This window comes from Methylobacterium nigriterrae (assembly GCF_037106235.1).
GTDB lineage: Bacteria > Pseudomonadota > Alphaproteobacteria > Rhizobiales > Beijerinckiaceae > Methylobacterium > Methylobacterium nigriterrae.
The window spans coordinates 72,813-83,930 of record NZ_JBAWTG010000012.1; the positions used below are offsets into that span (position 1 = coordinate 72,813).

The following is an 11,118-nucleotide window of genomic DNA, read 5'->3' on the forward strand; positions in this document are numbered from 1 at the left end:
CCGGCACCGAGCCGTCGCGCCGCCGATGTCCCTGCGTTAGGTTCGCGGCCCGCCCATTCCCGAAAACGGACGCATCACCCCTCCATGGCTGCCAGAACCCAACGGGAGACCGCGCGAGCGGGGGCCGACCTCGACGCGATGACGTCCGAGGAGGCGCGGGCCCGGCACGAAGCTCTGTCCGTCGAGATCGCGGAGGCCGACGAGGCCTATCACGGGGCCGACGCGCCGATCATGACGGACGCCGAGTACGACGCGCTCCGGCGCGCACTCGAGGACATCGAGGCGCGCTTCCCCGATCTCGCCGGCACCGGCGCGGCGAGCGTCTCGGTCGGCGCGAAGCCGTCGGAGAAGTTCGCGAAGGTGCGGCACGCCGTGCCGATGCTCTCGCTCGGCAACGCCTTCGCGGACGAGGAGGTCGAGGAGTTCGTCGCCCGCGTCCGGCGCTTCCTCAACTGGCCGGAGGGCGAGCCTCTCGATTTCACCGCCGAGCCCAAGATCGACGGGCTCTCCCTCTCGCTGCGCTACGAGCGGGGCCGGCTCGCCACGGCGGCGACGCGGGGCGACGGCGAGGTCGGCGAGAACGTCACCGCCAACGCCCGCACCGTCCCGGACATCCCCGGGACGCTCCGGGGGACGGACCTGCCGGAGGTCTGCGAGGTGCGCGGCGAGGTCTATCTCAGCCACGCCGACTTCGCCGCGATCAACGCCCGGCAGGAGGCGGCGGGCAAGCCCCTCTTCGCCAATCCGCGGAACGCCGCGGCGGGATCGCTGCGCCAGCTCGATCCCGCCATCACGGCCTCGCGGCCCTTGCGCTTCTTCGCCTATGCCTGGGGCGAGGTGAGCCCGCCCTTCGAGGGCACGCAGCACGGGGTGATGGAGCGCTTCCGCGCCTGGGGCCTGCCCGTGAACCCCCGCACGGCGCTCTGCGACGGGGCGCGGGCGATGCTCGCCCATTACCGGGCGATCGAGGCCGAGCGGCCGGATCTCGGCTACGATATCGACGGCGTCGTCTACAAGGTGAACGACCTGAGCCTGCAGCGCCGGCTCGGCTTCGTCTCGCGCGCACCCCGCTGGGCGCTCGCGCACAAGTTCGCGGCGCAGACGGCCTTCACGGTGGTGGAGGGCATCGAGATCAATGTCGGCCGCACCGGCTCGCTCAACCCCCTCGCCCGGCTCCGGCCCGTGACGGTCGGCGGCGTCGTCGTGTCGAACGCGACGCTCCACAACGAGGGCTACGTGCGGGGGGTCGGGGCGGATGGCGAGCCGATCCGCGAGGGCCGCGACATCCGGGTCGGCGATACCGTCGTGGTGCAGCGGGCGGGCGACGTCATCCCCAAGGTGATGGACGTCGTTATCGAGAAGCGGCCGGCCGATGCCGAGCCGTATGAATTCCCCACCACCTGCCCGGCCTGCGGCAGCCGGGCGGTCCGCGAGACCAACCCGCGCACGGGCAGGCTCGACGCGGTGCGCCGCTGCACCGGCGGCCTGATCTGCCCGGCCCAGAGCATCGAGCGGCTGAAGCACTTCGTCTCCCGCAACGCCTTCGACATCGAGGGCTTCGGCGAGACCTACATCGAGGTGCTGTTCGAGGCCGGCGTCGTGCGCCAGCCGGCCGACCTGTTCCGGCTCGACTTCGAGCGGCTCAAGGCCGCGGTCCTCGCCCGCCGCGAGGCTTTGTCCGCCGAGCGCCGCGCCGCCGGCGAGCCGCCCCCGAAGAAGGCCGCGAAGCGGAAGGGCGAGGACGAGGACAGGGCGATCAAGAACCTCGTGGCGGCGGTCGAGGCGCGCCGCAGGCTGCCGCTCAACCGCTTCCTGTTCGCGCTCGGCATCCCGCAGATCGGCGAATCGACCGCCAAGGCGCTCGCCAAGCGCTTCCCCGACATGCCGGCCTTGATCGCGGCGTTGCGGGCGGCCGCCGACGCGCAGGCCGGCCCGGACTGGATCGAGATCTCGACCGTGCCGCGGATCGGCCCGACCACGCGCGACCGTCTGCTGCGGGCCGAGGGCGAGGAGGGCGAGGAGGGCCCGCGCGCGCGCCTCACGGCGAGCCAGCGCGAGAGCCTGACCGCCCATTACGGGAGCCTCGAGGCGGCCGAGGCCGCGCTCGCCCGCGCCGCCGCGCAGCAGCCGGGCGAGGCCTATCACCACTTCGCCGATGACGGCGAGATCGGCCCCGTCGCGACCGATTCGCTGATCCAGTTCTTCTCCGAGCCCCACAACGAGGCGGCCGTGCAGGCGCTGCTCGCCGAGGTCGCGGTCGAGCCCATGCAGGCGGCGGGCTCGGCCGCCGCCTTCGCTGGCAGGACCGTGGTGTTCACCGGCTCGCTCGAGCGGATGACCCGCAACGAGGCCAAGGCCACGGCCGAGCGCCTCGGCGCCAAGGTCTCGGGCTCGGTCTCGGCCAAGACCGACCTCGTGGTGGCCGGCCCCGGGGCCGGCTCGAAGCTCAAGGACGCCGAGAAGCACGGGGTCAAGGTGATCTCGGAGGAGGAGTGGGTCGCGATGGTGGAGAGCGCCTGATATGGCGCCCGCCCGATCCCTTCGGTTCGGCGCAAGTCCTCCCACCTTCCCCTCATCCTGAGGAGCCGCAGCGCAGCGGAGGCCTCGAAGGAGGGCTCCAGAGAGGCCAAGAGGCCGCTGGAGGCCTCCTTCGAGGCCGCTGGCGCGGCGCCTCAGGATGAGGTCGAGGGGTGGGATGAGGGCGAGGGTGGGAGCTCTTACCCGCGCCGACGGGACCACGCGGATTTGGCATGAGGCCGGTCGTCTCCGCGGGGTCGGGCCTCCCGCCCCGCTGCGGCCCAACGGCCCGTTCGGGTGAAACCCGGTTGCGCCGCGACTCCCCCTCCCCCTATCGTCGCCGCCGATGACAATCCTGGCGATCGATTTCGAGACGGCGAACGAGCGGCGCGACAGCGCCTGCGCGGTGGGGCTCGCGTGGATCGAGGGGAACCGCGTCGTGCGGCGCGAATCGCGGCTGATCCGGCCGCCGGAGCTGCGCTTCGCGCCCGGCAACATCCGGGTCCACGGCATCCTGCCGGCCGACGTGCGGGGCGAGCCCGAATTCCCGGCCGTGATGGCGGAGTTCCTGGCCGATCTCGAAGGCGGGCTGATCCTCGCCCACAACGCGCCCTTCGACCTCGGCGTGCTGCGCGCGGGGCTCGCCGCCTACGGGCTGCCGGTGCCGGCCTTCTCCTATCTCTGCACGCTGCAGATCGCCCGGCAGGTCTTTCCGGACCCGGCCGGCTGCGGCCTCGGCAAGGTGGCGGCGCGGCTCGGCATCCGCTTCGAGCACCACGATGCGGGCGAGGACGCCTATGCCTGCGCCGAGATCGCGCTGGCAGCCGTGCAGGAGACCGGCGCGGAGGACGTTGCGGGGCTGCCGCGGGTGCTGCCGCTGCGCGTGACGACGCTGCCCGCCGGACCGGACCTGCCGCGCTGGCGGCCGCCCGGACGCGAGGGCCTCGGCGGCCGGGCGGCCTTCGTGGCGCGCCGCGGCCGGCAGGCGGAGGACGAGATCCGCTTCGCCATCCGTGGCAGCACCGGCAACCGCTACGAGGTGGCGCTCGAGGAGCGGCCCTTCGGCCTGTATCTCCGCTGCACCTGCATGGCCGGCCGCAACCGCCGCCGCTGCCGCCACGTCGACGCGATGGTGGACGGGGACGTCACCGACTTGGTCTCGACCAATCTCGCGGATGTCGAGCGCCTGCGCCGGCTGATCGCGTCGGCGCCGGCCGGGCACCGCGTCGAGCCCGAGCGGGTGCGGCGGGTGCAGGCGGCGTAGATCGATCGGTGGTGCGCAACCCCTCTCCCGCCTGGCGGGGAGAGGGGTGCCGTCGCGGGCGCCGCGCCTACGCCGCGTCCTTCACGGCGCCGTAGAAGGTGCCGCCGGTCTCGGCCATGCGGGCGAGGTTGTCGGGCACGGCGAAGCGCGGGCCGTGCTTGGCCTCGAGGCTGCGGGCGAGGTCCGCGAAGGTCTTGGCGCCCATGAAGTCGATGTAGGACAGGGCGCCCCCGGTGAAGGGCGCGAAGCCGAAGCCCAGGATCGAGCCGACATCGGCCTCGCGCGGATCCGTCACCACGCCCTCGCCGACCGTGCGGGCGGCCTCCAGCGCCTGCACCACGAGCAGGCGGTGCTTCAGCTCCTGCACGTCGATCGTGTCGGGGTCGAGATGCGTCGGCTGCAGGTCCCTGAGGCCGGGCCAGAGGCGCTTCGGGGCCGCGTCCGGGTAATCGTAGAAGCCCTTGCGGTTCTTGCGCCCGAGCCGGCCCTGATTCTCAACGAGCTCGACGAGGAGCGCCTTCTGGCCCGGATCGACCGCGTCGGGGCCGAGCTGCGCCTCCGTGGCCCTGGCGATCTTGAGGCCGAGATCGAGCGCGACCTCGTCGTTGAGCGAGAGGGGCCCCACCGGCATGCCGGCCATGCGGCCGGCCGCCTCGATCATCGCGGGTGGCACACCCTCGAGCAGCATCTTGTGCCCCTCGAGCAGGTAGGCGGTCACGCAGCGATTGGCGAAGAAGCCGCGCGAGTCGTTGACGACGATCGGGGTCTTCTTGATGGCCCGCACGTAGTCGAGGGCGGTGGCGATGGCGCGCTCGCCCGTGCCCTCGCCCTTGATGATCTCGACGAGCATCATCTTCTCGACCGGCGAGAAGAAGTGGATGCCGACGAACTGATCCGGGCGGCGCGACGCCTTGGCGAGGCCCGAGATCGGCAGCGTCGAGGTGTTGGAGGCGAAGATCACGTCCTCGCCGATCACCGCCTCGACCTTGGCGATCACCTCGGCCTTCACCTTCGGGTCCTCGAACACGGCCTCGATGACGAGGTCGCAACCGGCGAGGTCGGCGTAGTCGGCACTCGTCCGGATGCGGGCGAGCAGCGCGTCGCGGTCGGCCGTCTTGGCGCGGCCCTTGTTGATCTGGTTGGTGACGAGCGTGTGGGCGTAGGCCTTGCCCTTCTCGGCAGCCTTCACCGACTGGTCGATCAGCACCACCTCCATGCCGGCATTGGCGGTGACGTAGGCGACGCCCGCGCCCATGAAGCCGGCGCCGACCACGCCGACCGTCCCGACGCTCGTCGGGGCCACATCCCTCGGCCGGCGCGCGCCCTTGTTCAGCTCGCCCATGGAGATGAACAGGGTGCGGATCATGGCCGCGGCTTCGGTGGAGCGCAGGATCTTGGCGAAGTATCGGCTCTCGACCCGCAGCGCGAGGTCCATCGGCAGCTGCAGGCCCTCGTAGACCGAGGCCAGGATCGCCTTGGCGGCCGGATAATTGTCGTGCGTCTCGCGCCGGTAGATGGCGTTGGCGGGCGGCCAGATCATCATGCCGGCGGGCGAGTAGACCTTGCCGGAGGGCGCCTTGAACTTCGGCACGTCCCAGGGTGCGACGGCCGAGCCGCCGGCCTTGATCCACTCCTTCGCCCTGTCGACGATCTCCTCCTTCGGGGCGACGGCGTGGACGAGGCCCATGTTCCGCGCCATCAGCGGGCGGATCTGCTCGCCCTTGAACAGCATCTGCAGCGCGTCGCCCGTCTGCATCAGGCGCGCCACGCGCTGCGTGCCGCCGGCGCCGGGAAACAGGCCGACCTTGATCTCCGGCAGTCCGACGCGGGTCCTGTCGTCATCTGCCAGGATGCGGTGGTGGCAGGCTAGCGCCAGCTCGAAGGCGCCGCCGAGGCAGACACCCGAGACCGCCGCCGCGAAGGGCTTCCCGCAGGTCTCGAGCCTCCGGTAGAGGAGCGTCAGGCGGCGCGATTCCTCGAAGAAGTGGCGCATCGCCGCCTCCTCGCCCTGCTCGGCCTTGAGGCGCTCGTATTCCCGGCCGAGGCCCTGCAGCATGGTCAGGTCGGCGCCGCCCGAGAAGTTGTCCTTGCCCGAGGCGATGACGCAACCCTTGATGGCGGCGTCGCCCGCGACGGCGTCGACGATCTGCGCGAGCTCGTCCATCACCTCCGGCGTGATGACGTTCATCGAGCGGCCGGGCATGTCCCAGGTGGCGAGCGCGATGCCGTCGGCATCGGTCTCGAAGCGGAAATTGACCAAATTCATCGCTGATCCTCGTTCTGCCGGGTCATGATCTGTCGGGACGTTAAGGAGACGGGAGGGAACGTCACCCTAGAGTTGTGCTCGGGGGGATCACCAGGTCCTGAACACGATGAGCCATCTCAAGCCGTGCCGCGCCTGCCGCGACGGCGCCGAACTCGACTTCGCCTTCACGATGGCCTTCCAGCCGATCCTCGACCTGGCTCGGGACCGGGTCTGGGGCTACGAGGCCCTGGTGCGCGGGCCGGAGGGCCAGTCGGCCGCCTCGATCCTCGACCGGGTGACGGACGACACGCGCTACCGGTTCGACCAGGCCGCCCGCGTCCGGGCGATCGAGCTGGCCGGCCGCCTGTTCCCGCGGGACGGCGAGACGCGCCTGTCGATCAACTTCATGCCGAACGCGGTCTACGAGCCCGCCGCCTGCATCCGCGCCTCGCTGGAGGCCGCCCGCCGCGTCGGCTTCGCCCACGAGCGCATCATGTTCGAGTTCACGGAGAACGAGCGCTTCCGCGACACCGAGCACGTGCGCCGGATCGTCTCCGAGTATCGCCGCCAGGGTTTCCTGACGGCCCTCGACGATTTCGGCGCGGGCTATGCGGGCCTCAGCCTGCTGGCGAATTTCCGCCCGGACCTGATCAAGATCGACATGGACCTGATCCGCGGCATCGATGCGGACGAGGGCCGGCGGGGCATCGTCGCCGGCCTCGTCGCCATCGCGCGCGCCCTCTCGGTCACGGTGTTGGCCGAGGGGATCGAGACGCGGGGCGAGCTCGATGCCCTGCGGGACCTCGGCATCACCCTGTTCCAGGGCTACCATTTCGCGCGTCCTCTCCTGGAGGGCCTGCCGGAGGTCGCCGGCTTCGGGGAGCCGGCGTCCCTGGAGCGGGTTGCCTAGGATCTGCATGCTCTGACCGCGCCCCCGAGGCGCTCCCCGAATCCGCGCCGATGCCGGCCCTCAGCGGGCCGGCATCGGCATCCCGGCCGGGCCGCCCTCGCCGTCCCCCGCCGCCGCCACCGACAGCATGTTGAGGAGCTTGGTCACCGCGTTCTGCGAGATCGTGGTGACCGTCGAGGACGGATCGGCGTTGATCGCCTGGAACTTCTGGTAGGTCTTGTCGTCGTAGATCGCGTTGATGCGCTTCAGCTCGTCGAGCGAGAACTTGTCGGCGTATTCCTTGGCGAGGCCGTCCAGCATGACGGTGCGCTGGCGCTCGAACTCGGCGCGCACCTCCTTGCGGACGGCGTCGGCCTTGTCGTCCTTCATGGGCGCCACGGTCTTCTCCAGGGCGCCATTGAAGCCGTTCTCCAGGTTCTTGATCAGGGTCTTCTGAACCAGGGCCTTGGCCTCCGCGAGCTTGTCGGCGGCCTCGTCGGCGCGGGCGGCGAGCGGCAGGGCGAGGGCCGTAGTCAGGCAGAGGGCGGCGAGCAGTCGCGTCATCGTGGCGTTTCCCTTGTGCTGTCTCGGTCCGTCGCGCCTCGGCGACGGCCGGGCCGCCCTCTACCAGTGTTCGCAAGGGTTTGGGAGGCGCGCCCCCGCGCCGCACCCCTCGGGCGTCCGGGTCAGACCCGCTCGATGATGGTCGCCGTGCCCATGCCGGCGCCGATGCAGAGCGTCACCAGCGCCCGCTCCTTGCCGGTGCGCTCCAGCTCGTCGAGCACGGTCCCGAGGATCATCGCGCCGGTGGCGCCGAGCGGATGGCCCATCGCGATGGCCCCGCCATTGACGTTGACCTTGGCCGGGTCGAGGTCGAAGGCCTGCTGGAAGCGCAGCACCACCGAGGCGAAGGCCTCGTTGATCTCGAACAGGTCGATGTCGGAGAGCTGCATGCCGGCCCGCGCTAGCACCTTGCGGGTTACGTCGACCGGGCCGGTCAGCATCAGGGCCGGATCCGAGCCGATATTGGCAAACGCGCGGATGCGGGCGCGGGGCTTGAGGCCCGCGGCGTCGCCGGCCTCCTTCGAGCCGATCAGAACGGCGGCCGCGCCGTCCACGATGCCCGAGGAGTTGCCGGCATGGTGGACGTGCTCCACCGCCTCGACGTCCGGATGCGCGTCGGTCGCGACCGCATCGAAGCCGCCCATCTGGCCCATCTGCACGAAGGAGGCCTTGAGGCTCGCCAGCGACTGCATGTCGGTGCCGGGCCGCATATGCTCGTCCCGGTCGAGCAGCGTGATGCCGTTGACGTCGCGCACGGGCACGACCGAGTTCTTAAACAGGCCCTGCTCCCACGAGGCCGCCGAGCGCTTCTGCGACTCGACCGCGTAGGCGTCGCAGGCGTCGCGGCCGAAGCCGTACTTGGTGGCGATCAGGTCGGCCGAGACGCCCTGGGGCATGAAGTAGGACTTGATGGCGATGGCCGGGTCGACCGGCCAGGCGCCGCCCGAGGCGCCGAGGCCGACGCGGCTCATCGACTCGACGCCGCCGCCGACCGTCATGTCGTGCTGGCCGGCCATGACCTGCGCCGCCGCGAAGTTGATCGCGTCGAGGCCCGAGGCGCAGAAGCGGTTGATCTGCACGCCCGGGACGTGGGTGCCGTAATCGGCCACGAGCGCGGCCGCGCGGGCGATGTCGCCGCCGGCCTCGCCGACCGGATCGACGCAGCCGAGCACCACGTCGTCGACCCTGCGCGTGTCGAGGTCGTTGCGCTCCTTCAGGGCGCGCAGGGCGACCTCGGCGAGGCGCAGAGCCGTCACCTCGTGCAGCGACCCGTCCGGCTTGCCGCGCCCGCGCGGGGTGCGCACGTGATCGTAGATGTAGGCCTCGGGCATGTGTGTTTCCTCATTCAGACGAAGCCGACGCGATCCGTCCTCCCTCCCCTACCTCATCCTGAGGTGCCCGCGTGAGCGGGCCTCGAAGGAGGGCTCCAGACCGCGCATGGACCGCTGGAAGCCTCCTTCGAGGGCGCTCGCGCGCCACCTCAGGATGAGGTCGGGGGCGGGACGGATGGCGGAGCGATCATGCCTGTCGTTCGATACGCGCGTCCTCAAAACGCCTCGGCCGGCAGCGCCATCGTGCTGTCGGCACCGGCCTTGATGCGGGCGAGGCGCAGGGCCGTCTCGGGCAGCATCCGCTCCATGTAGAAGCGGCCGGTGACGAGCTTGGCGTCCATCCGCTCCGCCGAGGCTGCGTCCTCCCGCTTCCTGGCCAGCGCCGCCTTGGCGATGCGCGCCCACATGTAGCCCATCGCCACGAGACCGAGGAGGTGCATGCAGTCGCTGGCGCCCGCGCCCGCGTTGTCGGGCTTCGAGAAGGCGTTCTGCATGAACCACATGGTAGCGCCCTGCAGGTCGTTCAGGCCCGCCTGGAGGGGGGCCGTGAAGCCCTTCAGCGCCTCGTCCTCGCCGTGGTCCTTGATGAAGGTCTGGACCTCGCCGAGGAAGGCCATCATGGCGCGGCCGCCGTCCTTCGGCAGCTTGCGGCCGATCAGGTCCATCGCCTGGATGCCGTTGGCGCCCTCGTAGATCATGGCGATGCGGGCATCGCGCACGAATTGCGACATGCCCCATTCCTCGATGTAGCCGTGGCCGCCGAACATCTGCTGGGCCGCGACCGCGTTGTCGAAGCCCCTGTCGGTGAGCACGCCCTTCACCACCGGCGTCATCAGGCCCATGTGGTCGTCGGCCGCCTGACGCTCCCTGGCGTCCTGCGAGCGGTGCACGATGTCCGATTGCAAAGCCGTCCACAGCACCAGGGCGCGGCCCGCCTCGTTGAAGGCGCGGATCTGCATCAGGGTGCGGCGCACGTCCGGGTGGACGATGATCGGGTCGGCGGACCGGTCCGGCGCCTTGGCGCCCGTGAGCGCGCGGCCCTGCAGGCGGTCCTTCGCGTAGGCGACCGCGTTCTGGTAGGCGACCTCCGACTGGCCGAGCCCCTGCACGCCGACCGCGAGGCGGGCCTCGTTCATCATCACGAACATGGCGTTGAGCCCGCGATTCTCCTCGCCGACCAGCCAGCCCGTGGCGCCGTCGTAGTTCATCACGCAGGTCGAGTTGCCGTGGATGCCCATCTTGTGCTCGATCGAGCCGCAGGACACGCCGTTGCGCGCGCCCGGCGAGCCGTCCGAGTTCACCAGGAACTTCGGCACCACGAAGAGCGAGATGCCCTTGGTGCCGGCCGGCGCGCCCTCGATGCGGGCGATCACCAGGTGGACGATGTTCTCGGCCATGTCGTGCTCGCCGGCCGAGATGAAGATCTTGGTGCCGGTGAGGCTGTAGGAGCCGTCGCCGTTCGGCACCGCCTTGGTCTTGAGGAGGCCGAGATCCGTGCCGCAATGGGGCTCGGTGAGGTTCATGGTGCCGGTCCAGGCGCCCTCGACCATCTTCGGCAGGTAGGTCCTCTTCTGCTCCTCCGAGCCGTGGACGAGGAGCGCCGCGACCGCCCCCTGCGTCAGGCCCGGATACATGCCGAGCGCGAGGTTCGCGCCCGAGACGAATTCCTGGATCGCGGTGTTGAGGGTGTGGGGCAGGCCCTGGCCGCCGAATTCCTCCGGCACCGACAGGCCCATCCAGCCGCCCTGCGCGTAGGCGTCGTAGCCGGCCTTGAATCCCTTCGGCGTCGTCACCGAGCCGTCGGGGTTGCGCGCGCAGCCCTCCTCGTCGCCGATGCGGTTGAGGGGCGCGAGAACCTCCTCGGCGAGCTTGCCGCCCTCCGACAGGACCGCCTCGACGACGTCGGGCGACGCCTCCGAGAAGCCCGCGAGGTTGTCGTGGCGATGGAAGCCGAGCACGTCGTTCAGCAGGAACAGCACGTCCTCGACCGGGGCGCGATAGCTCGGCATCTCGTATCCTCCGCATCCGGCGAACCTTGCGGTCGGGCGACCGGCGATTCCCTCGATAGTTCATATGTAAACTATCTGGGGCGGCAAGGGCAAGGGGGAGAGCAAGGGGGAGCGCGAGGGGACCGGCCACGATCGGCGCGCGCCGCGCTCGGCTCCGGCCCGCGGGATGCCCGGCACCGTGTCGGCCTCCGCACGGTCGATGCCGCGCCGGGCCGGCGCCCGAGCGGGCGACATCGGCGAATGTTCGAATTGAGACAGTGCTTAACGGCCTGTTTACCAAGAAAGTCAAATGTTGCTCA

7 protein-coding genes are annotated in these 11,118 nt (G+C 70.8%); 3 read left to right on the plus strand and 4 right to left on the minus strand.

Annotation, left to right across the window (positions count from 1 at the left end; all coding sequences use genetic code 11):
* The first annotated feature begins 84 nt into the window (after positions 1 to 84).
* Positions 85 to 2,520 carry an NAD-dependent DNA ligase LigA gene (ligA, locus tag WDW90_RS09500; RefSeq protein ID WP_336487143.1) on the plus strand — a complete coding sequence of 812 codons (2,436 nt, stop codon included), beginning with the start codon at positions 85 to 87 and terminating at the stop codon, positions 2,518 to 2,520.
* A gap of 343 nt (positions 2,521 to 2,863) precedes the next feature.
* Entirely contained in the window at positions 2,864 to 3,781 is a 918-nt protein-coding gene (locus tag WDW90_RS09505; protein WP_336487144.1) for a 3'-5' exonuclease, read from the plus strand.
* A gap of 67 nt (positions 3,782 to 3,848) precedes the next feature.
* On the opposite strand, the gene WDW90_RS09510 is transcribed toward WDW90_RS09505, so the two are convergent.
* On the minus strand, positions 3,849 to 6,047 hold the full coding sequence (locus WDW90_RS09510) for a 3-hydroxyacyl-CoA dehydrogenase NAD-binding domain-containing protein (protein WP_336487145.1): 2,199 nt from the start codon (positions 6,045 to 6,047) through the stop codon (positions 3,849 to 3,851).
* A gap of 106 nt (positions 6,048 to 6,153) precedes the next feature.
* Here WDW90_RS09510 and WDW90_RS09515 point away from each other — a divergent pair, with 106 nt between their 5' ends.
* Entirely contained in the window at positions 6,154 to 6,936 is a 783-nt protein-coding gene (locus tag WDW90_RS09515) for an EAL domain-containing protein (RefSeq protein WP_336487146.1), read from the plus strand.
* 60 nt (positions 6,937 to 6,996) lie between these two features.
* Here WDW90_RS09515 and WDW90_RS09520 read toward each other — a convergent pair whose 3' ends face one another.
* The 3 genes from WDW90_RS09520 to WDW90_RS09530 all read right to left on the minus strand — a co-directional run bounded on the left by WDW90_RS09520 (position 6,997) and on the right by WDW90_RS09530 (position 10,819).
* On the minus strand, positions 6,997 to 7,479 hold the full coding sequence (locus WDW90_RS09520) for a DUF2059 domain-containing protein (protein WP_336487147.1): 483 nt from the start codon (positions 7,477 to 7,479) through the stop codon (positions 6,997 to 6,999).
* A gap of 122 nt (positions 7,480 to 7,601) precedes the next feature.
* A complete protein-coding gene (locus WDW90_RS09525) occupies positions 7,602 to 8,810 on the minus strand; it encodes an acetyl-CoA C-acetyltransferase (protein WP_336487148.1) in 1,209 nt (402 codons plus the stop codon).
* Between the two features lie 215 nt (positions 8,811 to 9,025).
* Complete coding sequence (locus tag WDW90_RS09530) at positions 9,026 to 10,819, minus strand: acyl-CoA dehydrogenase C-terminal domain-containing protein (RefSeq protein WP_336487149.1); 1,794 nt, start codon at positions 10,817 to 10,819, stop codon at positions 9,026 to 9,028.
* Positions 10,820 to 11,118: the final 299 nt, after the last annotated feature.

Bases quoted from the DNA above. Each gene is read 5' to 3' on its own strand.
- WDW90_RS09520 (WP_336487147.1), bottom strand. From the start codon at position 7,479: ATGACGCGACTGCTCGCCGCCCTCTGCCTGACTACGGCCCTCGCCCTG.
- ligA (WP_336487143.1), top strand. From the start codon at position 85: ATGGCTGCCAGAACCCAACGGGAGACCGCGCGAGCGGGGGCCGACCTC.
- WDW90_RS09515 (WP_336487146.1), top strand. From the start codon at position 6,154: ATGAGCCATCTCAAGCCGTGCCGCGCCTGCCGCGACGGCGCCGAACTC.
- WDW90_RS09505 (WP_336487144.1), top strand. From the start codon at position 2,864: ATGACAATCCTGGCGATCGATTTCGAGACGGCGAACGAGCGGCGCGAC.
- WDW90_RS09510 (WP_336487145.1), bottom strand. From the start codon at position 6,047: ATGAATTTGGTCAATTTCCGCTTCGAGACCGATGCCGACGGCATCGCG.
- WDW90_RS09525 (WP_336487148.1), bottom strand. From the start codon at position 8,810: ATGCCCGAGGCCTACATCTACGATCACGTGCGCACCCCGCGCGGGCGC.
- WDW90_RS09530 (WP_336487149.1), bottom strand. From the start codon at position 10,819: ATGCCGAGCTATCGCGCCCCGGTCGAGGACGTGCTGTTCCTGCTGAAC.